The sequence below is a fragment of the Roseovarius sp. MMSF_3298 genome (assembly GCF_030733705.1).
GTDB classification, from domain to species: Bacteria; Pseudomonadota; Alphaproteobacteria; order Rhodobacterales; family Rhodobacteraceae; genus Roseovarius; species Roseovarius confluentis.
This window is the reverse complement of the sequence record NZ_JASHIN010000013.1, coordinates 57560-79431: the sequence shown is the minus strand read 5'-3', so window position 1 is coordinate 79431 and position 21872 is coordinate 57560. Positions and strand designations below refer to the sequence as shown.

General features: G+C 63.0%; 26 protein-coding genes and 1 riboswitch. Of the genes, 13 read left to right on the top strand and 13 right to left on the bottom strand.

Annotated features, from left to right (window positions below):
- Positions 1–51 precede the first annotated feature (51 nt).
- The 12 genes from RBB18_RS13125 to RBB18_RS13070 all read right to left on the bottom strand — a co-directional run bounded on the left by RBB18_RS13125 (position 52) and on the right by RBB18_RS13070 (position 9520).
- A complete protein-coding gene (locus tag RBB18_RS13125; protein ID WP_306111268.1) occupies positions 52–978 on the bottom strand; it encodes an acyltransferase domain-containing protein in 927 nt (308 codons plus the stop codon).
- A 1-nt stretch (position 979) separates the two neighbouring features.
- On the bottom strand, positions 980–1804 hold the full coding sequence (gene mdcB / locus RBB18_RS13120; RefSeq protein ID WP_306111267.1) for a triphosphoribosyl-dephospho-CoA synthase MdcB: 825 nt from the start codon (positions 1802–1804) through the stop codon (positions 980–982).
- A gap of 17 nt (positions 1805–1821) precedes the next feature.
- A complete protein-coding gene (gene mdcG, locus RBB18_RS13115; RefSeq protein ID WP_306111266.1) occupies positions 1822–2448 on the bottom strand; it encodes a malonate decarboxylase holo-[acyl-carrier-protein] synthase in 627 nt (208 codons plus the stop codon).
- On the bottom strand, positions 2445–3167 hold the full coding sequence (locus RBB18_RS13110) for a biotin-independent malonate decarboxylase subunit gamma (RefSeq protein WP_306111265.1): 723 nt from the start codon (positions 3165–3167) through the stop codon (positions 2445–2447). Before RBB18_RS13110 ends, mdcG begins: the two co-directional genes overlap by 4 nt.
- The gene (locus RBB18_RS13105) at positions 3164–4072 is read right to left on the bottom strand and encodes a biotin-independent malonate decarboxylase subunit beta (protein WP_103765072.1); all 909 of its coding nucleotides are present in this window, start codon (positions 4070–4072) and stop codon (positions 3164–3166) included. The genes RBB18_RS13110 and RBB18_RS13105 overlap by 4 nt, the downstream gene beginning before the upstream one ends.
- Positions 4065–4379 (bottom strand): malonate decarboxylase acyl carrier protein, encoded by a 315-nt coding sequence (gene mdcC / locus RBB18_RS13100; protein ID WP_306111264.1) that lies wholly within the window; start codon positions 4377–4379, stop codon positions 4065–4067. The genes RBB18_RS13105 and mdcC overlap by 8 nt, the downstream gene beginning before the upstream one ends.
- A gap of 5 nt (positions 4380–4384) precedes the next feature.
- Positions 4385–6019, bottom strand: coding sequence for a malonate decarboxylase subunit alpha (gene mdcA / locus RBB18_RS13095; RefSeq protein ID WP_103765074.1), 1635 nt, complete (start codon positions 6017–6019; stop codon positions 4385–4387).
- 40 nt (positions 6020–6059) lie between these two features.
- Entirely contained in the window at positions 6060–6197 is a 138-nt protein-coding gene (locus RBB18_RS13090; protein WP_170067277.1) for a hypothetical protein, read from the bottom strand.
- A gap of 23 nt (positions 6198–6220) precedes the next feature.
- Positions 6221–6403 (bottom strand): hypothetical protein, encoded by a 183-nt coding sequence (locus RBB18_RS13085; RefSeq protein ID WP_103765075.1) that lies wholly within the window; start codon positions 6401–6403, stop codon positions 6221–6223.
- Positions 6404–6478: 75 nt separating this feature from the next.
- The gene (locus RBB18_RS13080; RefSeq protein WP_306111207.1) at positions 6479–7105 is read right to left on the bottom strand and encodes a GntR family transcriptional regulator; all 627 of its coding nucleotides are present in this window, start codon (positions 7103–7105) and stop codon (positions 6479–6481) included.
- Between the two features lie 509 nt (positions 7106–7614).
- A complete protein-coding gene (locus RBB18_RS13075; protein WP_306111263.1) occupies positions 7615–8211 on the bottom strand; it encodes an exopolysaccharide biosynthesis protein in 597 nt (198 codons plus the stop codon).
- 256 nt (positions 8212–8467) lie between these two features.
- Complete coding sequence (locus RBB18_RS13070) at positions 8468–9520, bottom strand: peptidoglycan-binding protein (RefSeq protein ID WP_306121251.1); 1053 nt, start codon at positions 9518–9520, stop codon at positions 8468–8470.
- 240 nt (positions 9521–9760) lie between these two features.
- A riboswitch (TPP riboswitch) is annotated at positions 9761–9861 on the top strand.
- A 96-nt stretch (positions 9862–9957) separates the two neighbouring features.
- Between RBB18_RS13070 and RBB18_RS13065 the strand changes: the two genes are divergently transcribed.
- The 10 genes from RBB18_RS13065 (at position 9958) to RBB18_RS13020 (ending at position 18825) form a co-directional block, all read left to right on the top strand.
- Positions 9958–10953 (top strand): FAD-dependent oxidoreductase, encoded by a 996-nt coding sequence (locus RBB18_RS13065; protein WP_306111261.1) that lies wholly within the window; start codon positions 9958–9960, stop codon positions 10951–10953.
- On the top strand, positions 10937–11134 hold the full coding sequence (gene thiS, locus RBB18_RS13060) for a sulfur carrier protein ThiS (protein WP_103764953.1): 198 nt from the start codon (positions 10937–10939) through the stop codon (positions 11132–11134). The genes RBB18_RS13065 and thiS overlap by 17 nt, the downstream gene beginning before the upstream one ends.
- 3 nt (positions 11135–11137) lie before the next feature.
- Positions 11138–11911 (top strand): thiazole synthase, encoded by a 774-nt coding sequence (locus RBB18_RS13055; RefSeq protein ID WP_306111260.1) that lies wholly within the window; start codon positions 11138–11140, stop codon positions 11909–11911.
- Positions 11908–12504, top strand: a complete 597-nt coding sequence (locus RBB18_RS13050; RefSeq protein WP_306111259.1) for a thiamine phosphate synthase — start codon at positions 11908–11910, stop codon at positions 12502–12504. The genes RBB18_RS13055 and RBB18_RS13050 overlap by 4 nt, the downstream gene beginning before the upstream one ends.
- Positions 12483–13484: a HesA/MoeB/ThiF family protein gene (locus tag RBB18_RS13045; RefSeq protein ID WP_306111258.1), complete on the top strand. Its 1002-nt coding sequence runs from the start codon at positions 12483–12485 to the stop codon at positions 13482–13484. Before RBB18_RS13050 ends, RBB18_RS13045 begins: the two co-directional genes overlap by 22 nt.
- Before the next feature lie 146 nt (positions 13485–13630).
- On the top strand, positions 13631–14587 hold the full coding sequence (locus RBB18_RS13040; protein ID WP_103764949.1) for a response regulator transcription factor: 957 nt from the start codon (positions 13631–13633) through the stop codon (positions 14585–14587).
- The gene (locus RBB18_RS13035; protein ID WP_306111257.1) at positions 14584–14955 is read left to right on the top strand and encodes an Hpt domain-containing protein; all 372 of its coding nucleotides are present in this window, start codon (positions 14584–14586) and stop codon (positions 14953–14955) included. Before RBB18_RS13040 ends, RBB18_RS13035 begins: the two co-directional genes overlap by 4 nt.
- Before the next feature lie 66 nt (positions 14956–15021).
- Positions 15022–17088 carry an ATP-binding protein gene (locus RBB18_RS13030; RefSeq protein ID WP_306111256.1) on the top strand — a complete coding sequence of 689 codons (2067 nt, stop codon included), beginning with the start codon at positions 15022–15024 and terminating at the stop codon, positions 17086–17088.
- A gap of 124 nt (positions 17089–17212) precedes the next feature.
- Entirely contained in the window at positions 17213–18379 is a 1167-nt protein-coding gene (locus tag RBB18_RS13025; protein WP_306111255.1) for a PAS domain-containing sensor histidine kinase, read from the top strand.
- Positions 18380–18381: 2 nt separating this feature from the next.
- The gene (locus RBB18_RS13020; RefSeq protein ID WP_306111254.1) at positions 18382–18825 is read left to right on the top strand and encodes a response regulator; all 444 of its coding nucleotides are present in this window, start codon (positions 18382–18384) and stop codon (positions 18823–18825) included.
- A 40-nt stretch (positions 18826–18865) separates the two neighbouring features.
- Here the strand turns inward: RBB18_RS13020 and RBB18_RS13015 are convergent, their stop codons facing one another.
- Positions 18866–19348 (bottom strand): MarR family winged helix-turn-helix transcriptional regulator, encoded by a 483-nt coding sequence (locus tag RBB18_RS13015; protein WP_103764945.1) that lies wholly within the window; start codon positions 19346–19348, stop codon positions 18866–18868.
- 245 nt (positions 19349–19593) lie between these two features.
- Here RBB18_RS13015 and ectA point away from each other — a divergent pair, with 245 nt between their 5' ends.
- From ectA to RBB18_RS13000, 3 genes are read left to right on the top strand one after another with little or no spacing between them, the layout of a single operon-like run.
- Positions 19594–20118 (top strand): diaminobutyrate acetyltransferase, encoded by a 525-nt coding sequence (ectA, locus tag RBB18_RS13010; RefSeq protein WP_103764944.1) that lies wholly within the window; start codon positions 19594–19596, stop codon positions 20116–20118.
- Between the two features lie 54 nt (positions 20119–20172).
- Complete coding sequence (gene ectB, locus RBB18_RS13005; protein WP_103764943.1) at positions 20173–21462, top strand: diaminobutyrate--2-oxoglutarate transaminase; 1290 nt, start codon at positions 20173–20175, stop codon at positions 21460–21462.
- A gap of 5 nt (positions 21463–21467) precedes the next feature.
- Entirely contained in the window at positions 21468–21869 is a 402-nt protein-coding gene (locus tag RBB18_RS13000) for an ectoine synthase (protein ID WP_103764942.1), read from the top strand.
- The last annotated feature ends 3 nt before the right edge of the window (positions 21870–21872 follow it).

The window sequence follows — 21872 nt, the reverse complement described above, 5'->3', positions numbered from 1 at the left end:
AGTGATGGAATTCCATGTTTATCTGGTACTTAAACGTCTTCCGCCGGGCACTTAAGAAACGCGCGACGCCTGGTCATGGCGTTGCGCCCAGGCGATGGCCTCGTCCAGCGACCGGAAATCGGCAATCGACCGCGCCGGCACATCGGGCGACAGCTCGGTCGCAATCCGCGCCAGCGCATTGCCGCACCCGACCTCCAGCCAAACGGTGACGCCACGCTCCCGCACGGCCTGCAACGTGTAGGCCCATCGCAGCGGCGCACTGATCTGCGCGGTCAGCGCCTCGGCCAAGGCGGGGATGTCTCGGGGAGCCTTGCCGCTCCAGGCAGAGACAAAGCGGCGCGCGGGCTTTTCCAGCGCAGCGTCCAGTGCGACGCGAAAGGGCGGCAGAGCGGCTTCCATCAGCGGACAATGCGAAGCGACGGTCACGTCGATGTCGCGTACCGAGGCCGGTCCATCCTGCAAGGCGTACTTGAGCGAGGCCAGATTGGTAACCGGCCCAGAGATGACCTGGTGTTCGGGGCCGTTGTCGATGGAGACCCAAGCGCCGTGATCGCGGCATAGCGCGTCAAGATCGGAGACCCGGCCACGCACCGCGAACATGGATTGCGGAACGTCCACGGCCTCCTCCATCAGCTCCGCCCGGACTGCCGCGAGCCGGATCGCGGCCTCGGCAGGCAAGGCGCCGGCTGCGGATATCGCCGACACCTCACCGACGCTGTAACCCACAAAGGCAGACGGGGACGGCAGCGACTCCCTGAGTACCGCCCAGCAGGCAAGCGCATGTCCCACGATCAGTGGCTGCGCGCAGCGATTGTCAAAGATGCAGGCATCGTCCGGCAAGTGCCGGTCCTGCAGAGAAAGGCCTGCGGCGTCGCAGGCTTCGCGGACCAGCGACGCCACGGTGTCATCGTCAGGCAGACCAGCGAACATTTCCGGATGCTGCGTTCCCTGCCCCGAGAACATGATCCCGATGCCCATCTCAGGTCGCCAGCAACTTCAGGAAAAGCCCGGCGGACAGCATGTCGGCCGTACCGCCCGGACTGAGATTGCGGCGGATGCATTCCTTGTGCAGTGCGACTGCGCGGCGATGGCCCGGTCCGGTCCGCACGCCGCCCAGCCGCAGCACCTGCCGCGCCTCCTGACGGACGAAGCCAAGCCCTTCGGCCCCGCCCCGGTGCAGCAGGTTGGTATCCTCCAGAACAGCCAGGCTGGCGAAAAGCGCGTCCGATGCGGCCGCGCGCGGGTGTCTTCGAAACGCCTCGAGGCGCGGCAGCACCGCGCGTCGGATGGTGGGAAACCCCGCCGCGGCCTCTCCGCGCGCGCCATTGGCGCCGTAGCGGTGGCGCACCTTTTGTCCGTTCGTGATGGGCGCGGCAGAGCGGTCTGTACCGAGCGTCGCTCCCCAGAGCTGCCCGACATCGCACGCAATGTCGACGGGATCCGGCGCTGTGCCGATGGCCATTCTCCGCCCGGCAGCGGCACATAAGAGCCCGATGGCAAAAATCGCACCCCGATGCGTGTTGACACCTTGTGTGGCCGTCAGCATCCGTATTTCCGCGGCGCGCCCCAGATCCCGCAACTCCGCCAGCGGGGCATGATCCGCGCCGGCCTCGGCGATCTCGGGAAAATAGCCCGAGAGCGCGTCGATCGAAGCCAGAAGGGTCTGCGCGTCCATGTCGCGATGGGCCCCGTTGTCGACAAAACTGACAAGGCCCGGCTTTGGATAGCAGGCAAGCTCCAGAAAGAGCGCCAGGGAAGCAAGCCTTCCGATCCGGACCGCCGCCACGCAATGTGGGGCAGGCATGGGTACCACTTGCAACATCAGGCGATCCCGCCCAAGGGATGCGGTTCCAGGCGCGGGCCCTGGAGGTGGCGAACCAAAACCTGCGAGCTCTCTTTCAGGAATTCGCGCAAAGAAATCGCGGCCCGGTCGGCAAGCACCGCTTCGCCGTCGACCCGCGGCGTCGCGCCGGCGATCAGCCGCGAGATGGCGGCCCGCCGATCGCCGGGTGCAAGTCCGTCCAGGCCTTCGACGAGCAGGTCGAGGTCGGAGTTCGCATGAACGTAGCGCAAACCGGTAAGGCCCTGCCATGCCAGCGATCCGTAGACACGGATCCGGAGATTGAAAGCCTGTTCGAGGGTGAAGGCACGCCTCAGCGCCTGCGTCCACCCATCAGGCGCGGCGGCGGCCACATCGCGCAGGTGCGGCGGGCGGCTGCGCCAGACCACCGCATCGAATGGTACGGAAAAGCCGAAACGGCGCCGCGGTGCACCCAAGGGACGGGGCCAGCCCAACTGGCACGCGACGGCCTGCCCCGGCTGCATCCGCTGAACAAAGGGAAAGCCTGCCCCGGCCCATGCCGCCAGTTCCCTGTCCATCGGGGTGCCGCCGAAAAACTTGGGATCGACGAAGACAAGGTCGTGTCGCTGAGGCGAGCGCGATGTCATGCTTGACGCACCAGCTCTGCCACGCAGGCGGCCAGGGTCCGCCCGCCCCGGGCGCGGCCCATGTCGCCTCGCGTGTCATCGGAGTTCGCTTGGGACATGGCGTCGAACGCCGCCTCTAGCCTGTCGGATGTCGGACTTTCCCACAGCTCGGTCAGCGCGCCGATCGCATGGTAATTGCGCACGCCGGGGCCGAGGATCGCAGTTCCCTCGACCAGTTCGATCAAGCGGTCCTTCGGCACCTTCATGATCCGCGACATCGCGTCGAGGCGCATCACCCGAACCTCGGCCTCGGCCAGCGCGTCACAGCGCGTCGCGGCCATTCCGGTCGCCATGAACCCGCCCGATAGCGCCAGCCTGTGCACGAGGCCCAGCACCCGCGCACCTTCACGGCGTGCCAAGTGAAGGACTTCGGCCAAATGGGCGAGCGCAGCGACATTTCCCAGAAGCTCGTCGCGCAGGCTGAGCCGTTGGCCCGAATTGTCGACCAGAAAGAGAATATCGGCGGGTTTGCTGCCAGGCTCCGCCTCTGCCAGCACGTCCAGCACGGCGCCGGCGAGCCTGGTCGCCTCGTCGATCCCAATCTCGCACTGGTTCACCGTGCCGATGATCCGCAGGTCCCGGTCGTTCAGGCGCCCACGGCCAAAGACCACGTTGCCCTCGTGCTCCAGTGTCCAGTCCGATCCGAACAATTGCTGCAGCAAGGTTTCGGTTGCCTTCATGCCCGTTTTCTCCGTTTACCGTCGACCGCGGCTTGGAACGGGTCGGGTTCAAGTTCGGGCAGCCGCCAGGGATCCGAATGGCCCATCGCCTGCCATATCTCGGTGCCGTCGCGGGCCGCGCCGAACGTATCGATCCGCTGTTTCAACTCGGTATTCCGGGCGCGCAGCGTCTCGAGCGTGATCGCGCGGGATTGGCCCAGGAGGGATACGATTTCCGATCGGAAGGCGCCCGGGTCGTCCGCTACCAGACGGTCCGCGTCACCCATCAGATAGCGGTGCCGCCCGCCCATCGTGCGCCAGACCAGCGCCCGGTCGCGGGCGTCGAATTCACCCGCGCCCTGTGCGCTTTCAATAACCTCGGGACCGGATACCGAAAGCCGGCCTTCCCCGCTCATCACAACCCAGTCGCAGGACCGCGCGGCGATGGACATACCGCCATAACAGCCGTTCGCCGACCCAATCACTGCGATCACCGGCACGCCCGCATCGCGCGCTGTGAAGATTGCACGCTGTATCTCGCCCACAGCAACCAGCCCGGCATTCGCCTCGTGCAGGCGGACGCCGCCGGAATCGGCGAGGATCACGACCGCGTCGGGGGCCCTGTCGGCGGCGCGCAGCAACAGCCCGGTCAGCTTGGCGCCATGCACCTCGCCCACGGCGCCGCCCATGAACGCGCCTTCCTGTGCCGCGACCATGATGTTCCGCCCGTCAAGCCGCGCCTCGCCCACGATCAGCCCGTCATCAAAGGCGCTGGGCATCCCGAAGGTGGCCAGGTGCGGGCTCTTGCGCCGCGCCTCCGGGCCGCAGATCTCCGTAAAGGTTCCCTTGTCGCAGATGCGTGCGATGCGCTGGCGGGCGCTGAGTTCCAGATAGCTTTCCTGGGGGATGGGCAGCACATCAGACATCGAGCACCTCCGCAATTGCCTGTTGCAGGCGCAGGTTCACCACTGCGGGCGTCGCGCCGCCGTCATTGATCGAGATGCGCAGATCGGCCACCGGGTATTGCGCGGCGAAATCGTCCAGCACGGAGCGCCAGATCTCGTCAAAGCCCTGGGCCGAGGTTTCGACCACGATTTCGCATTTCCCGTCCAGCTCGGCCGGTTCGATCAGCACTTCCAACTGCCCCGAGCCGACCACGCCGACGATCTGTGCCGCGCGCCGCGTGTTGCAGCGCTTCACGTTGTCAAACTCGAATTCAAGTAATGTCGTCATGCCACTCACCAGTTTCTGAAACGTGCCGGAGGATCGTAAAGCCCGCCCGACCAGCGTACGAGGTCACGCACAGACCTTGCCGCCAGCAACGAGCGGGAGGCCAGCCGCGTGTCGATCCCGATATCGGAAGGATAGCGCACAGCGCCCCGGCGGCGGAGATCGGCAACGCGTTTCGGATCACGCCTGCGGCCTACCTCGGTATAGCCCGCCACCGCGCGAATGGCTTGCTCTCGCTCGTCCGGGCCGCGGCAGAGAAGAAGGTTCGCGATGCCTTCCTCAGTCACGATATGGGTGACATCGTCGCCGTGAATCATGATCGGCGGCAGGTCCATACCGAAACGTTTCTGGATGTCCCATGCGTCCAGACGCTCCGTGAATACGGGCTGGCCACCCTCGCGGAAGGTCTCGACCAGTTGTACGACAAGCTTGCGGCCGCGCTGCGGCGATTCCTGCCCTGTTTCCTCCCGGGCGGCCTGCAGGAACGGGTCCGATGCGTGGCGCCGTGCGCGGCTGTCGCAGCCGAAATTGGGTGCGCCGCCAAAGCCGGTGATCCGGTCGCTCGTCGCGGTCGAGGAATTGCCGGCGGTGTCGATCTGCAGGGTCGAGCCGATGAAGAGATCCGAGAAATGGCCCGCAAGCTGGCAGAACGCCCGGTTCGACCGCAGCGACCCGTCCGGCCCGCAGAAGAAAACGTCCGAGCGTGCGGCAACATAGTCTTCCATACCCAGCTCCGACCCGGCGGAATGGATCGAGGTGATGAACCCGCTCTCCAGCGCCGGGATCAGCGTGGGGCACGGATTGACCGACATGTAGTTGCAGATCTTGCCCAGCAAACCGAGGTCACGGGCATAGGTCGGCAGGATCAACTCTATCGCGGCCGTGCCAAACCCGATGCCGTGGTTCAGGCGCTGGATGCCATAGGGTTCGTAAATGCCTCGAATCACCATCATCGCCATCAGGATCTGGATTTCCGTGATAGCGGCGGGATCGCGGGTAAAGATCGGCTCGATGTAGTGCGGCCGCGGCGCCTCGACCACGAAATCGGTCCAGTCCGCGGGCACGTCGACACGCGGCACCCGATCGACGATCCGGTTCGCCTGGGCAATGACGATGCCGCTCTTAAAGGCGGTCGCCTCCACGATGGGCGGCGTGTCCTCGGTGTTTGGGCCGGTGTACAGGTTGCCCTCGCGGTCGGCGGCCTCGACCGCGACGACGCTGACGCGCGGCGTCAGGTCCACGAAGTAGCGCGCGTAAAGCTCCAGATAGGTGTGAATGGCGCCGATTTCGATGACGCCGTCCTCGATCAGCTGCGCCATGCGAATGCCCTGCGGCCCCGCGTAGCAGAAATCCAGTCGCTTCGCGACGCCGTGCTCGAAAAGGTCAAGGTGCTGCGGCAATGCCAGGTTCGACTGCACGACATGCAGGTCGTGAATCACCTCGGGGTCAACGTCACTGAGCACTTCCGAAATGAAATCGGCGTGTTTCTGGTTGTTGCCCTCGATGCAGATACGGTCATTCGGACGCAGCACGGACACAAGCAATGTCTCGGCCTGATCGGCGGCGACGATCTTTCCGAGACCGTTTCGGGCGGCTTCATCGAGCCGCGCGGCCTTGTCGTCCGCCAGGGTTCCCCAACTCATATCATTCAAAGCCTGCCTCCCCCGCCACAATTGATATACCTTAGATATATTTTATCAGAACATGAAGTGCAAGGCGCGCGCGGACGGTTTTGGCACGCAGCGTTTCAAGCTTGTGCTGAAGGTGCTTGTGCAGGGTCGAGGCCAATCCGTCGCCCTCGCGGGCTTCAAGGAAGGGCATGATCACTTAATTCTCTTCGGTGGCTATTTGTTACAACGCCTAGCTGTCATGTCGGCGACGAACCATGCGCGCCGCACCTGGGTGGCCAGCGAGCGATACTGCACCATCAATATCTCGTTGCGGGCAACGATCAGGATGCCTTCGTGGATCTGCTGATTGAGGCCAAAATACTCGGCCAGGCGCCGCGCTTCGAAATGGCCAACCATTTGATCATGAGGCGGGCGCATTCGCGGGGTTCGCCGTCGATGACGTGTTCGCATGCCAGCTCGGCGCGCAGCGCCTCAAAGGGTCGCGCGGGTGAACTCGGAGATATAGTCGATCAGCTTGTCCGACGCCTCGCCCGCTGCCGCCGGGTCGCCCTCGGCGATCTTGCGTGCAACATCGGCGTGAAGGTTTGCACAGCGTTCCAGGTCGAGCGCCACGCGGTAATTCTGGAACCAGAACCGTCGCGACAGGCCCTGCATCCGTCTCATCGACCGTTCGATGAACTCGTTGCGGCAAGCGACCAGGACAGCCCGGTTGAACTCTAGGTCAAGCTGCATGAACGCGTCATAATCCCTTGCGTCCGCCGAGGCGGCCAGCTTGGCGGCCAGTTCCGTGAAATGCTCTCGTTCTGCCTCGGTGGCCCGCTGCGCTGCCTTGCAGGCACATAACCGCTCCACTTCGCGCCGTAGCTCCAGCAACTGCAATTGCTTGGCTATGTTGATCTCGGACACCATGACCCCGCGTCGGGGCATCACCACCACCAGACCCTCGGCCGCCAGCCGCTGCAACGCCTCGCGCACAGGGGTGCGGCCTATGCCCAGTTCCTCGACCAGTTGCGATTCAGACAGCACCTGCCCCGGCTCCAGGTCCAGCGCCACAATCCGTGTCTCGATCATCTCGTAGGCGCGGTCGGTCAGGGTCATGTCGTCGGCCTTGCGAGTTCGGGACGCCGCGCGCGCGGTACCTGTCTGTGCTTCGTTGACCATTTACTGCCCGTTTCTGGCCGTCCTATTACGGTCGGCGGATGGTATATCACCTATACCTTATAGATACGGTGGTTCCCGACTTGTCGCAAGACATCCCCGCCTCGCAAGACGCTCATGCTTTTTCTCTGCCATACATGCGGCTGCGAAGGCCTTGAGAGTTTCGGAAGAGACAGCCGGACACTCGACCATCGGCCCATGCCCCACACGTTCCCACAGCTTCAGGCGCGCGCCGTCGATACAAGCTGCGAGCGCGTTGCCATCATCTGGCGGGCACTCGGGACTGGCGGTGCCGTGCTAAACCAGTACCGGCACGTCGGCTGTCCAGAACAGGGCGATAGCTTGTTGGACTGCTCTTGCAGTTCATGCGCCAGACAATCTCTTAGCTCACGACACCACCTGACCCTAAAATATCTGAAGGCTGACAACCAGCAGAACGGTCGGCCACCTCACAGCAGGAACCGGACCAAAAGCCACGCGCCGACCGCATAGGGCAGCATCGCAAACAGGAACACCACGCCGTCGCGGGTCAGCATCGCCATCACCAGCAGGCAAACGCCCGTGGCCGCGATCGATCCCGAGAACGGAATGAACTCAAGAAACGGCATTGCCATCCCGCTCAGCAGGCAGATCCCCTGCGGCACCCAAAGCAGCGGGCGGTGAAACAGGAATGACAGGCGTTGGCCAGTATGGCGCTCGACCCACTCCATCATCGGTGTGATCCGCGCCATCGCATGGTCAAGCTTGTTGCCGTCTATGGTCTTACGCTTCAACCGGTCCGGCAGATAAAATTCCTTCATCCCCAGGATCAACTCGGCAGAGAAAAGCGCGATCAGCACGCCGCACACCATCGACACACCCGGTATCCCTGAAAGCGGCGTCGCCGCGATAAGCGCCGGCACGAAGATCAGGGGCAGCACCCCGGCCTGACCTGCGGCCTCCAAGATCCTGCCGACCGACACCTCGGGCTGGTCAGCCACCGAGCGAATTCGGGAAATCACGTCGGTCAAAGGATGGAATGTCTGTGACTCGGCCGGGCGCCTCATGTCGCGCGCATTCCCGACGGGTCTTGCCCGCTGACGAATCTGCCGACCGCACCACCGGGTCCGGGGCACGGTCCCGGTTCAGGAAGTCTCGCGTATTGTCTGTGATGCATCTTCGACCTTCTTGTATCGCAGATACAACGTCGATGCCTTGGATAGGTTCCCGCGAATGGCTGCCCATCCGTCGTTTTCTGCCCAGCACCCCGGCCCGCGTGACGGCTTGTGCCCAGCGCTCAGAGTCTCCGATTGATCAAGACGCTCAACGCCAGACAAACCGGCAATCGTAAAGCACGCCGAACACGCCACGCTTGCATACCCGCACGCGCTCGCCATTGCGCTCGGGCTCTGGCTTCGGCTGGCTTTGCAGATATGCCTGGTACTCGGTCTCGCTTTGCTCGCGCAGGGCGGTGATTTGCAGGTCGTCGAGATATCCGCTGGCCGGAAAGCCCTGTTCCGTCTGCCACGCAGAGATAGCCGTGCGGGTGTTCGGGCCGAACACGCCGTCAGCCCCGCCCGGATCATGCGCGACCAGACGCAACCGGTTCTGGATTTCTTGCCGTTCGCTGCGCGACAGCTCCAGCGCGGCCTCTTTCTCTTCGGTGGCGAGTGCCGAGGGAGCCACCCGCGCCGTCCCAAGGTCCTCCGGCTCCGTCGCAAGCGGTTCAGACGCCACGATGGTGATCTCGCCCACCGTCGTGGTCGAAAACGTGGCCTCATAGGTGGTTTCGGTCCCGCTTACCGAATAGGGCGCGCACTCTTCCAGAGCCACGGCGGCATCCAGAAACAGCCGCCGCTGGACTGCCGACTGCGCCTCGTCGCCCACATGCCGGGGTATTCCCACCAGCAGCCCCGCGCTGTCCAGAACGAAGCTTATGGTAACGTCTTCGTCGCTCTGGGTCTCCGAAGTGGCTTGGAAGCAGGCGGCGATCTGCTCCCGAAGCGGCGGTGCCGCCTCGGGCATGTCGTTCCCCGGCGAGGCGTCGGTCTGGGCGGAGTCTGCCTGGGGCGTCACCGGCTCTGGCAATACATCTCTCGGCGGCACTTGGGCCGTTGGTTCACGGTCCTCGCCATCCGCCGCACCGGCGGCGGGGTCGGCGCGATCCGCATCGGAGCCTGTCACGCCGCTCCCGTCACTCCCTTGCCCGTCCACCACCGGCTCATCCAGCGGCGTGGTGGTCGTCGCTGGCGGCTCCGGCAGCGGCTCGGTGCCTTGCGTCTGTCCCGTCGCGCTGCCTGCCGAAAACAGCAGCACCGCGCAGACCGAAATCACGGCCCGGCCTCGACAATTCAATGTACCGCGTGCGCCTTTCACGACATCATCCTCCATGAAACCTTTCGCAGAATAAGGCGTGCGACCGACAAAAGGTCAAGGCGGGGCGCGAAAATCAGCCAACCCGGCGGCGGCACAGTGCCACCTGCCAATGCCAACGCATCAGGCCCACCGCCTGCCGGACCTCGCCAGTTTCGGCATCACCCGTTGCAGCAGCCGCACAGCTGATCTATCAATGGGCCAACACGACGCCCCAAGCAGCACCATATGCGGGGGCCATGAATTCATCCGTCGGGGGGCCCAACAGGGCTGAGAGGTGCGCGCACCGACCCGTCGAACCTGATCCGGGCAATACCGGCGTAGGGAACGGGTAGAGGGTGCAACCAAGGCACAGGCTCATTCTTACGTTGGTACGCCCCAAGACATGGAGACGCACCAGTGAATCGGCTTTCGAAAACACCCAGCCTTTCGGGGTCCGCATGACCGCGGTGACCGTCATAGGGGCCGGTGTCGCCGGTCTCTGCGTGGCCCGCACGCTTCTCGATCGCGGCGCCGAGGTGACGCTGATAGATCGCCACGCCACACCCGGCTCGCATGCCTGCTCATGGTGGGCCGGCGGCATGCTCGCCCCCAACTGTGAAGGCGAAAGCGCCGAGGAGCCGGTCGTGCGCCTTGGGGCCGAGGCCGCCGATTGGTGGGCCGCGCAGACAGATTGCGTCCAGCGGCGCGGCTCTCTCGTGGTCTCGCCCGGGCGCGACCGCGCCGACCTTGCGCGCTTTGCCCGCCTGACGACCGGCCACCGCCCCCTTACCGGCCCCCAGATCACCGAGCTGGAACCCGACCTCGGCACCCGCTTCACACGCGGGCTTCATTTCGAGAATGAGGCGCATCTTGCCCCCCGCGCGGCACTGGACGCGCTTCGCGACAGTCTGATCGCCGACGGTGCCACCTTCCGGCAACAAGAAGCCGATCCCGACGCCCTTGCGACACAGGGCCTGACGGTTGACTGCCGCGGCTTTGCCGCGCGCGACGCCCTGCCCGATCTGCGCGGCGTGAAGGGCGAGATGCTGATCCTCTCCTGCCCCGACGTGACCCTGTCGCGTCCGATCCGCGTACTGCACCCCCGCGTGCCGATCTACATCGTGCCGCGCGGCGACGGGATGTTCATGCTGGGTGCCACGATGGTTGAGGGCCGCGCCGGGCGCCACGTCACCGCCCGCGCCATGCTGGAACTGCTCAGCACGGCCTACGCGCTAAACCCGGCCTTCGGCGAGGCCGAAGTGGTCGAGATCGGCGTCGACAGCCGCCCGGCCTTTCCCGACAACCTGCCCCGCATCCGCCGCGACGGCAACCTGATCCGCGCCAACGGGCTTTACCGCCACGGCTTCCTGCTGGCGCCCGCCCTCGCGCGCATGGTCGCGGACCTGATCCTTCACGACAAGACACCGGAGGTTTCCGATGAGATTGCAGCTTAACGGCACATCCGTGGACGCCGAGGTCGCCACCTTGGCCGACCTTCTTACGGCCCGGGGCTACGGCGAGGCCAAGGTGGCGACAGCCGTCAACGGCACGTTCGTGCCCGCGCCTTTGCGCGCCGACCACGCGCTTGCCGAGGGCGACAGCATCGAAGTGCTGGCCCCCATGCAGGGCGGCTGAGCCATGCGCAACTTTTACGGCACCACGCTTGCCAACGGCTTCATGCTGGGCACCGCGCAATACCCCTCACCCGCCATCCTGGCCGAGGCGTTCCGGCGCAGCGGTGCCAGCGTCGCCACCGTGTCCCTGCGCCGCGAAAGCGGGCAGGACCGCGCAGGCCAGGATTTCTGGAACCTGATCCGCGATCTCGGCGTGCATATCCTGCCCAACACCGCTGGCTGCCACAGCGTCAAGGAAGCCGTGACCACCGCACACATGGCGCGCGAGGTGTTCGACACGCCCTGGATCAAGCTGGAGGTCATCGGCGAGGAAGACACCCTGCAACCCGATGTGTTCGGCCTGGTCGAGGCCGCGCGCATCCTGACCGAGGACGGCTTCCAGGTTTTTCCCTACACCACCGAGGATCTCGTCGTGGCGGACCGCCTGCTCGACGCCGGTTGCGAAGTGCTGATGCCCTGGGGCTCGCCCATCGGCTCGGGTCTGGGCCTGAACAACATCTTCGGCCTGCGCGCGCTGCGGGCGCATTTCCCCGACGTGCCGCTGGTGATCGACGCAGGTCTGGGTCTGCCCTCGCAGGCAACGACCGCGATGGAGCTGGGCTATGACGCCATCCTCCTCAACACCGCCGTGGCCAAGGCGGGCGACCCGGCGGCGATGGCCGAAGCCTTCGCTCTTGCCCTCAAGGCCGGGAAACTCGCCCAATCCGCCGACCCGATGGAGCCGCGCGACATGGCCGCCCCCTCGACCCCCGTGATCGGCAAGGCCTTCCTCGAATGAGGCTCGACCCGTTCTATCCCATATTCGACAGCGCCGACTGGATCGAACGCCTCGTGCCTCTTGGCATCAAGCTGGTGCAACTGCGCGTAAAGGATGCCGCACCCGATACCCTGCGCGACCATATCCTGCGGTCCAAGGCGGTCTGCGACGCCCATGGCAGCACGCTCATCGTCAACGACCATTGGAGCGAAGCCATCGAAACCGGCTGCGCCTACATTCACCTCGGGCAGGAAGACCTTGATACTGCTGACATTTCCGCCATCCGCGAGGCCGGCCTGCGCCTTGGCATAAGCACCCATGACAAGACCGAGCTCAACCGTGCCCTGGCATTAAAGCCCGACTATATCGCGCTCGGCCCGATCTATCCCACGATCCTGAAAAAGATGAGGTGGCACGAACAGGGCCTCGACCGTCTGACACAATGGCGCGGCCTGATCGGCGACCTGCCCCTGATCGCCATCGGCGGCATGTCCGTCGACCGCGCGCCCGGCGCCTTTGCCGCCGGCGCCGACGTTGTGGCGGCGGTCACCGATATCACCCTCAACGACAGCCCCGAGACGCGGGTGCGCGAATGGCTGGCGGCGACAAGATGAACCGCTACGCCCGCCAGACCTGCCTGCCCGGGATGGGTGAGGCCGGACAGGCCGCATTGGAGGCGGCGCATGTGCTGGTGGTCGGCGCTGGCGGGCTGGGCGCGCCTGTCCTGCAATACCTGGCCGGTGCCGGCGTGGGGAGGCTGACGCTGGTTGATGGCGATACGGTTTCGCTCACGAACCTGCACCGCCAGACGCTCTTTCGCGAGACTGATATCGACCGTCCCAAGGTCGAGGCAGCCGCCGGCACCCTGCGCCGCCTCAACACCGACTGTAACATCGACACCGTCTTCGCCCCGCTCGATCCGGTCAACGTGTCCGACCTTGTGGCGCAGGCGACACTTGTGCTGGATTGCGCCGACAGTTTCGCGGTCAGCTATATCCTGTCCGACACCTGCCTCGCCGCGGGCGTGCCGCTCATCAGCGCCTCGGTCTTGGGCGTATCGGGCTATGCGGGCGGGTTCTGCGGCACTGCGCCCTCGTTGCGCGCCATCTTCCCCGACCTGCCCGACCGTGCTGCCAGCTGTGCCACGGCGGGCGTCATGGGCCCGGTCGTCGGCATGATCGGTGCGGCGCAAGCGCAGATGGCTCTGGCCTGTCTGACCGGTCAAGTGCCCTCGCCCCTGGGCCAAGTCGTGACGGTCGACATGCAGACCTACCGGAGCAGCAGCTTTCGCTTCGATGCGGCGCCCGAGCCCGTTGCCGACCTGCGTTTCATCGCCGCCGACCAGATCACAGCAAGCGATCTCGTGGTCGAGTTGCGCCCCCCGGATGAAGCGCCCGCGCCGGTCTGCCCCCACGCGCGACGTATCGGCCTCGAGGCGTTCAGAAACGGCCCCGGCCTCACCCCGCCCGACGGCGCCCGGACCGTCTTTGCCTGCCGCTCCGGCCTGCGCGCCTGGCAAGCGGCGACCCATCTGCGACGCAACTGGACCGGCGAAATCGCCCTCGTCGCCGCCGGCGATACGCCCGGCACCTGAGCCAGGGAACAGGTGCGGCCTCCGCGACACTTAAACGCGAAAAGTTTAAGAAAAATCATCTTTCTCCGTGAACGCGACAAACTTTTGCCCGAATTGGTTATGAACAATCAGAACGCGAGCAGAAAACTGATCAGGAATGAGTGACAATGCGTATACTTGCGATAGATGACGAGCCGATTTTCTGCGATCTTCTCAGAGCACGGCTTGAACAGCTTGGATATCAAAACGTCGAAACCGCTTTCACCGGCCCCGAGGCGCTGGATATCGCGGCGGCCCGGACCAACCCGGTCGAATGCTTCATCGTCGACATTCGCATGATGCCGATGGATGGTATCGAACTGGTCCGTAGACTGCGCGCCATCCCGCATCATCAGGCAACGCCCATCGTGATGCTCTCGGCCCTGACCGACAAGGCGTCGATCGACGCCGCCTTCATGGCCGGCGCGAACGACTACATCACCAAGCCGCTCGAAATGGTCGAATTGAAGATCCGTCTCGAGATGGCCCGCAACATTCAAGCCGAACGCGCCCAGGCCCGCCTGCTCCACGAACACGTGCTCAAGCAGGAAGCCATCCTCTTCCCCTCCGCCGAATTCGGCGGCGAGATCATCCTCGACGACGTGCCCGGCGCCGTCAGCGTGATGTCGATGGAGAACTTTCTTCTCAAGCAAGGCAATATCCGCCTTCGCCAGTCCTCGGCGATCGGCTTCAGCCTGCAGCAGGCGGACCGCTATTTCCAGAAGATGGACCCCACCTATTACGCCGTTCTGATCGGCGACATGGCACAGGCCGTGTCGCGGGCGCTGTCGGCCTTTCCACACATGCTTACCTGCCCCGGCAACGGCGATATCGTGGCCCTGCTGGTCGACCGGGCGCATGTCGATATCGATCAGATCAAGGAGAACCTCGCGCACGAGCTCGAAGCTCTTCGCCTGCGCTTCTCGGCCATCGACATGACCCTGCCGCAGCTGGAAACCGGCGCACCCGTGCGCACCGGGCTGTTTCGGACTCACTGCCCGACCACCCTGATCGCGCGCGCGCGCGCTGCCGCGCGGGGGTCTGAAGGCACCCGTGCCGCGCACAACCTGCAGGCCATCGCATGACCGCGCCCGTCCGCCGCGCCTTGCCGGAAAATGACGCGACCCGCTCCAAGATGGAACAGGCTCTTGCCGTGATGCGCCGCGATTTCTGCGCCGGGCTCGACGAGCGTATCTGCCGGATCGAGACGGCCCGACTGGCGTTTGCCTCGGCCAGCGATACGGCGCTCGACACCCTGAAATTCGAAGCGCACCGCATCTGCGGCGTCGCCGGAAGCCTTGGTCTGGACGAGGTCTCGACCCGCGCCCGCACTCTGGAAGAGCACGCTGGGTGGGCCGAGGGCCGGGCGCTCTCGCCGAAAGACCGGGCCGAACTTGACCGCCGGATCGAGGATTTCCTCGACCTGCTGGAAGATCACCTGACCGAAACCTGATGCACCCCGCGGCGCCCGGCGCCGCAGACTCCATAGTCAAGAATTAGCGCACAAAAGGGGTTTGAAGTGCCAAGCCATGCCGCAAGACTGAAGAAGGTTTTCAAACTCCGCGAATTTCCGATCGCGGTGGGCCTTACGATCATCGCGGTGCTGGTCTCGACCGCGCTCGTCGCCACCCAGGCCAATACCCGCTTTCTGGAGCTGGCCCGGCAGGCGGCCAAGGACGACGTGGGCAAGAACGCCGACGCCATCGCAGGCGCCTTGCAACGCGAGTTGACCAAGGTCGACGTGATCGCCCGTGCGATCCGCTACGCGATCGAACAAAAGCCCGACCTCACGCAGCAGGAGTATCAGGACCTGGTCGCACCTCTGATCGGGACGACCCCTGAGATCCTGCTCGTCGGACGATCCCGCGGTTACGTCATCGAGCAAGTTTACCCCATGGCCGGAAACGAAAAGGCGATTGGCCTCGACTATCGCTTGGTACCCACGCAGTTCATGGCCGTGCGCGACGCTCTGCGCACGGGCAAGGCATCTTTGGAAGGCCCGGTCAATCTCGTTCAAGGGGGCACAGCATTCATCCAGCGCACCCCGTACTACCCAAAGTCTCGCGAAGATATGTCCCGCATCGCGTCCGGTATCATCTCGGTCGTTGTCAACCGCGAGCAACTGATAACCCAGATATATCAAGATCACGGCATTGAGACCCATGACATCGCGATCCGCAGCCTGACCTCGGACCTTTCGCCAGGCAAAATGAAATACGGCGCGAAAGGCATCTTTGACGACAACCCAATCTTGCGCGAAGTGCCGACAGACAGCAGCATCTGGCAAATCGGTCTTGTGCCGTCTTTGGGCTGGCCCGAACAGCATCGGATGGAACACTATGTCTGGGTGCTGAGCTTACTGGGCAGCTCGGCCCTTGGAGCGATGTTCTTGGCGCTCTGGTCGATGTACCGCTCCAAACGCATCGCCGAAGGCCAGCTGCGCTCGGCCATCAACTCCATCGACGACGGTTTCGCGCTTTTCGACCAGCAAGACCGCCTGGTCTTCGCGAATGAAAAATACCTGTCTTACTATGACCTCTCGCGCAACGCGATATTCCCGGGCAACACCTTTGAGAACATTCTGCGCGAGGGGCTCAGGAACGGCCAGTACAAGGACGCCATCGGTCGCGAGGATGCGTGGCTGAAAGAACGGCTTGCCAAGCATTTCAACCCCACCGAACCGATCGAGCAGAAACTGGGCGATGGTCGCTGGCTCAAGGTGGCCGAAGCCCGTTCGCCGGATGGCAACACAGTGGGGTTCCGTGTGGACATTACCGAACTCAAGCAGTCGCGCGAACGCGCCGAGGCGGCCAACCGCGCCAAGAACAACTTCCTCAACATCATAAGCCACGAATTGCGCACGCCGCTTACCTCGGTCATCGGCTATGCCCGCTTCTTGGAAAACATCGAAATCCTGCCCGGCTTCAAGGCACTCAAACAGGCCCTGCGCACAGGCGCGGGCGAGGCCGAATGCAACCGCGCGCTCGACTTGTTGCGCAACGACGTGGCCGGCATGTCGGGCCGCATCACCAGCTCCAGCGATCACCTTCTTGGCCTGATCAACGACGTGCTCGACCGCGCCAAGCTCGAGGCCGAAACCGTCGACCTTCGCATTGAACCGCTCGATCTCAAGGACATCGTCAAGACCGTCACTTCGAATTTCGGGATCAAGGCCGCCGAAAAGGGCATTTCGCTGACCTCGGATGTCGCCCCCCTTCCCATCGCCGCCGACGCCAAGCGCCTGCGACAGTCCCTGATCAACGTCGTCGGCAACGCGATCAAGTTCACCGAAACCGGCGGGGTCCACCTGTCATCGGACAGTGACGATACCCATGTACGGATCACAGTGCGCGACACCGGCTGTGGGATACCCGCCGACCAGCTGGACCAGATCTTCGATCAGTTCGTGCAGGTCGACACCTCTGTCACCCGGCGCAACTCCGGCACCGGGTTGGGTTTGGCCATCACCCGCGAACTCGTGGAACTTCACGGTGGGTCCATCTCGGTCGAAAGCGAGTTGGGACACGGCAGCTCATTCATTATCACCCTTCCCATCAAATCTCAGAAACTGGAACTGGCCGCCTGACCCGTCAGGTCAGACCAGTTGTCCTGCCAATTGCCTAAAGTTTTCCTTTTTCCAGCCCAAACAAGACCACGACCTCCATTCACTGTTTTACTGTCGGCATTCAGCACGGCACGAAAGGGCATCAATGCAACAAAATGCACACGCTCAAGAATGTAACGCCAAAGGATCAGGGCCCGCCGAGACCGGGATCGACAGTACCGGCCTGACCGATCTGCCGTTTCTCGAAACGGTACTCGAGACCCTCCAGGACGGCGTCTACGTCTATGCCACTGACACGCTCCGCATAAGGTACATGAATGCCGCCGCCTGCGCCCGCCACGGCTGGACCCTGGACGAGGCTCGCGCGAAATGCATCAGCGACACCTCCGCGACATTCGACACCAAGTCCTTTTCACGTGCTGCCGCCCCCCTTCTGCTCGGCGAGCAGGATGCGATCACACTCGAACTCGTTCACCATACCGGCCCAATCGAAGTCTCCACGCGCCTTTTGCGCACCCCCGACGAGGGCGATTTCTTCGTCTCCGTCCTGCGCGACATCTCGACCCGCAAAAGCTCGCAGGCGGAAAAGGTGCAGACAGTCTCGACGGTCAGCCACGAATTGCGGACACCGCTCACTTCGATCCACGGCGCGCTGCGCCTGCTGAAGGCCGGCGCGGTGTCCGAACTGGATTCCAACACCCAAAGCGTGATCGACATTGCTGCCCGCAACACCGACCGCCTTCTGTCGATCGTCAACGACATTCTCGATCTCGAGAAGATAAACAGCAACAAGATGGACTTTTCGAGCAGCGAGATGGACATCGTCGAATGCGTCAACGATACCGTCGAACTGATCGCCGGCGCGGCGCTTGAAAACGACGTCCGGCTCGATATCGAAAGCGATTTGCAGAACGCCGTGGTGATGGGCAACCCCGAGCGTATCGCCCAGATCGTCACCAATTTTGCTTCCAATGCGATCAAGTATTCGCCGAAAGGCGCCAGCGTGCGCATAGGCATTTCCGGGACCGAGGACGGCATCGTCATTTCCGTGACCGACCAGGGCCCCGGCATCTCGGAAGACCAGAACCGGATGTTGTTCAAGCCATTTTCGCAAGCGCGCGCCGGCGACGGAACCAAGCGGCCCGGCACCGGCCTCGGTCTCGCCATCGTGTCGGCCATTGCCCAGCGCCTCGACTATACAGTCGCTTTCAAATCCGAGGTGGGCCAAGGCAGTACGTTCCAATTTCGTGTGCCCTCCCACCTTGTCCTCTGTACAGATTCGCGTGACACTGCAACTGTGGCGGCGAGTTAGACATGGCTCACGTAGTGACCTTTCCCAACGCCCCCAAAAGCGAGACATGCGTGATGCGGCAACCTTTGCAAACGATCCTTCATGTCGATGACGACGACGATATTCGCGTGATCATAAAGATGGCGCTTGAAATTGTCGGGTCCTTTGACGTGCACCAGTTTGCAACCGGCCAGGACGCGGTCGAGGCCGCGGCCGGGGTCAATCCACAGATGCTCTTGCTGGATGTGATGATGCCCGACATGTCGGGCGAGGATGTCTGGCACGCGATTACCGCCACGCCGGGACTGGCGGACATACCCACCGTTTTCCTGACCGCGAAGGCCGAGGATTCCTTTTCAAAACAATTGCGTGAAAAAGGTGCCGTCGCCGTGATAACGAAGCCGGTGGACCCAATGATGCTCGGCACCCAGATCGAGCAAATCTGGCAAAGCATAGACCACGTCTGACACCCAATGTGGCCAGAGTGGTCAAGTGACGTGTCGCGCCTCAGCCGTCACCAAGTTGCTTGAAGTCGCCTGAATCCAGCACCGGCGCGGCATCAAGTTCGTCCGCGTCCAGCATCGCCGCCACACGTTCAAGGCTCGACACGAGCATCGCCTGCTCCCAATCTTCCATGACCGAAAATTTGCGCACGAAGCGCTGTTGCAGGGGATCTGGCGCCTTGGCCAGCGTATCACGCCCCTTTGCGGTCAGGTGAATGTTGGTCTGACGCCGATCCCGTTGGGATTTTTCACGCAGCACCATGCCCTCGTTCACCAGCTTGTCCACCAGCGAGGTCACGGTCGCCTGTGTGACACGCATTCGCGATGATATCGCGGTCGCCGTTGCCTGTCCGGTCTCGCCTATGATCTGCAAAACCCGGAACTGCGCGGGGGTAACCCCGGCGGACTGCTTAACCTCGCGACCGAACAGATCGGTCGCGCGAAGAATGCGTCTGAGTGCGACTAAAGAGGTATCGATGCGGTCCATTCCTACCTTTAGCGTTTCGTTAGAATAGCTAAACATATACACTCTAAATTGGTTTGTGAAGCCCCCTTTAATTAGGGTTCTTAACCAGACAGTACTGAAATCACTGCTATAAGCAAAGCATTTCACCACTAAAAATAAGGGTTTTTTTGGAAAATTAGTAAGCCTAACAAAAAATATACTTAGTCACTTGAAGTACCACCACACCGATGCTACTTAGTAAGCCAAAGCAAATCGGAGATACAAACATGCCCCGCGACCTTGCAAAAGAAATCGTTCCGACCCTTCGCGAGCCTGAACCGACGGACGGCTCGGAAATCTGGGAGCTCGTGCGCGAATGCAAGCCGCTCGACGAGAACTCGATGTACTGCAACCTGATTCAGTGCGATCACTTTTCGGATACTTGCGTTCTGGCCGAAATCGAAGGCAAGCCCGTTGGCTGGGTCTCCGGTCACGTGATTCCGAGCGACCCCGAAACGCTGTTCATCTGGCAGGTCGCGGTATCTGAGGATGCGCGCGGTATGGGCCTTGGCTCACTGATGCTGAAAGAAGCATTGCAGCGCGAGGCGTGCGCGGACGTCAACAAGATCCAGACGACGATCACGTCGGACAACGACGCGTCCTGGGCACTATTCCGGAAATTTGCCGAAGAGTGTGGAACCGATCTCGATGCTGAGGCGTATTATGAGAAAGACGAGCACTTCAACGGCCAAAGCAAGACGGAGAACCTCGTGACGATTCCGCTGGCTGAAGAGCTGGCAAAGGTGGCCTGAAACGGGGCCACCTCCCCAACTCCCCTCAAATTCTGACACTGAAAGAGAGGTCGTATGTCTACGAACACCTCCCATAAACCTGTATTTGAACGTCGTGAATCCGAGGCCCGCAGCTACTGCCGCGGGTTCGACACCGTGTTCACCTCCGCATCCGGCGCCGAGATGACCGATGTGGACGGTCGCACTTATATCGACTTTCTGGCCGGCTGTTCTTCACTGAACTACGGTCACAACGACCCCGACATGAAGGCGGCCCTGCTCGAGCACATCTCGAATGACGGTATCGCCCACGGGCTCGACATGATGTCCGATACCAAGGCGCAGTTCCTTGAGACCTTCGAGAAATTGATCCTTGAGCCGCGTGGCATGGACCACAAAATCATGATGACAGGTCCGACCGGCACAAACGCCGTCGAGTCCGCGCTGAAACTCGCGCGCAAGGTCACCGGCCGCCGCGACATCATCGCCTTCACCAACGGCTTCCACGGCATGACCATGGGCGCATTGGCAGCTACCGGCAATGCCGGGAAACGTGGTGGCGCGGGGGGCGTGTCGCTTCCCGATGTGAACCGGATGCCCTACGAAGGCGCGTTCGGCGACGACGTCGACACGATCGCACAGATGGAAATGATGCTCGACAACCCGTCGTCAGGCATCGACGCCCCCGCGGCTTTCCTGGTTGAACTGGTTCAGGGCGAAGGCGGTCTCAACGCCGCCTCCAAGGAGTGGGTCGAACGTCTTGGCCGTCTCGCCAAGAAGCACGAAATTCTTTTGATCGTCGACGATATCCAGGCCGGCATCGGCCGCGCGGGTAGCTTTTTCAGCTTCGACGACATGGACGTGCAGCCCGACATGATCCCGCTGGCGAAATCGCTGTCCGGCTTCGGCCTGCCTTTCGCCGCGCTGTTGATCCGCCGCGAACTCGACATCTGGAAACCGGCCGAACACAACGGCACGTTCCGGGGCAACACGCATGCCTTCGTCACCGCCCGCGTCGCGCTCGAGAAGTTCTGGTCGGACGACACCTTCAAGAACGAGATCGCCGAAAAGGCCAAGATCCTCGAGACGCGCCTTCAACGCATCGCGGACATGGTGCCGGGCGCCAGGCTCAAGGGCCGCGGCATGATGCGCGGCGTGGATGTCGGCTCGGGCGAGCTGGCCGAGCAGATATGCGGCGAAGCGTTCCGCAACGGTCTCATCATCGAGACCTCGGGCAGCTTCGACGAAGTCGTCAAGGTACTCGCGCCGCTGACCATTCCGGTCGAGCTGTTCGAAAAGGGCCTCGATATCCTGGAAAAAGCTGCCTCGACCTGCGTCGAAGGCCACAACATCGCTGCGGAGTAACCGAAATGATCGTCAGAGACTTCAACAAGATCACCGAGAACGAAAAAGACCGCGTCGTTTCGGACGCCAACTGGACAAGCGTGCGGATGCTGCTGGCCGATGACAACATGGGCTTTTCGTTCCACATCACCTTCCTTGAGGCCGGTTCCGAACATACGTTCGAATACAAGAACCACTTCGAGAGCGTCTATTGCATGCAAGGCACCGGCTCGATCACCGACATCGCCACCGGCGAAACCCACGAGATCAAGCCCGGCGTCATGTATGCCTTGGACAAGCATGACCGCCACATCCTGCGCGCCACCGAAGAGCTGGTCATGGCCTGCTGCTTCAACCCGCCGGTCACCGGCAACGAGGTCCATCGCGAAGATGGCTCTTACGCGGCGCCCGAAGCCGCCGAGGCGTGAACC

Coding starts and splice junctions, on each gene's coding strand:
- ectB (WP_103764943.1), top strand. CDS start 20,173: ATGTCTACGAACACCTCCCATAAACCTGTATTTGAACGTCGTGAATCC.
- RBB18_RS13085 (WP_103765075.1), bottom strand. CDS start 6,403: ATGGTTGGCCATTTCGAAGCGCGGCGCCTGGCCGAGTATTTTGGCCTC.
- RBB18_RS13020 (WP_306111254.1), top strand. CDS start 18,382: ATGGCTCACGTAGTGACCTTTCCCAACGCCCCCAAAAGCGAGACATGC.
- RBB18_RS13105 (WP_103765072.1), bottom strand. CDS start 4,072: ATGTCTGATGTGCTGCCCATCCCCCAGGAAAGCTATCTGGAACTCAGC.
- thiS (WP_103764953.1), top strand. CDS start 10,937: ATGAGATTGCAGCTTAACGGCACATCCGTGGACGCCGAGGTCGCCACC.
- RBB18_RS13090 (WP_170067277.1), bottom strand. CDS start 6,197: ATGCCCTTCCTTGAAGCCCGCGAGGGCGACGGATTGGCCTCGACCCTG.
- RBB18_RS13015 (WP_103764945.1), bottom strand. CDS start 19,348: ATGGACCGCATCGATACCTCTTTAGTCGCACTCAGACGCATTCTTCGC.
- RBB18_RS13075 (WP_306111263.1), bottom strand. CDS start 8,211: ATGAGGCGCCCGGCCGAGTCACAGACATTCCATCCTTTGACCGACGTG.
- mdcB (WP_306111267.1), bottom strand. CDS start 1,804: ATGCCTGCCCCACATTGCGTGGCGGCGGTCCGGATCGGAAGGCTTGCT.
- RBB18_RS13045 (WP_306111258.1), top strand. CDS start 12,483: ATGGCTGGCGGCGACAAGATGAACCGCTACGCCCGCCAGACCTGCCTG.
- RBB18_RS13125 (WP_306111268.1), bottom strand. CDS start 978: ATGGGCATCGGGATCATGTTCTCGGGGCAGGGAACGCAGCATCCGGAA.
- RBB18_RS13065 (WP_306111261.1), top strand. CDS start 9,958: ATGACCGCGGTGACCGTCATAGGGGCCGGTGTCGCCGGTCTCTGCGTG.
- RBB18_RS13050 (WP_306111259.1), top strand. CDS start 11,908: ATGAGGCTCGACCCGTTCTATCCCATATTCGACAGCGCCGACTGGATC.
- RBB18_RS13110 (WP_306111265.1), bottom strand. CDS start 3,167: ATGAAGGCAACCGAAACCTTGCTGCAGCAATTGTTCGGATCGGACTGG.
- RBB18_RS13055 (WP_306111260.1), top strand. CDS start 11,138: ATGCGCAACTTTTACGGCACCACGCTTGCCAACGGCTTCATGCTGGGC.
- RBB18_RS13035 (WP_306111257.1), top strand. CDS start 14,584: ATGACCGCGCCCGTCCGCCGCGCCTTGCCGGAAAATGACGCGACCCGC.
- ectA (WP_103764944.1), top strand. CDS start 19,594: ATGCCCCGCGACCTTGCAAAAGAAATCGTTCCGACCCTTCGCGAGCCT.
- mdcA (WP_103765074.1), bottom strand. CDS start 6,019: ATGAGTTGGGGAACCCTGGCGGACGACAAGGCCGCGCGGCTCGATGAA.
- mdcG (WP_306111266.1), bottom strand. CDS start 2,448: ATGACATCGCGCTCGCCTCAGCGACACGACCTTGTCTTCGTCGATCCC.
- RBB18_RS13000 (WP_103764942.1), top strand. CDS start 21,468: ATGATCGTCAGAGACTTCAACAAGATCACCGAGAACGAAAAAGACCGC.
- mdcC (WP_306111264.1), bottom strand. CDS start 4,379: ATGACGACATTACTTGAATTCGAGTTTGACAACGTGAAGCGCTGCAAC.
- RBB18_RS13040 (WP_103764949.1), top strand. CDS start 13,631: ATGCGTATACTTGCGATAGATGACGAGCCGATTTTCTGCGATCTTCTC.
- RBB18_RS13080 (WP_306111207.1), bottom strand. CDS start 7,105: ATGACCCTGACCGACCGCGCCTACGAGATGATCGAGACACGGATTGTG.
- RBB18_RS13025 (WP_306111255.1), top strand. CDS start 17,213: ATGCAACAAAATGCACACGCTCAAGAATGTAACGCCAAAGGATCAGGG.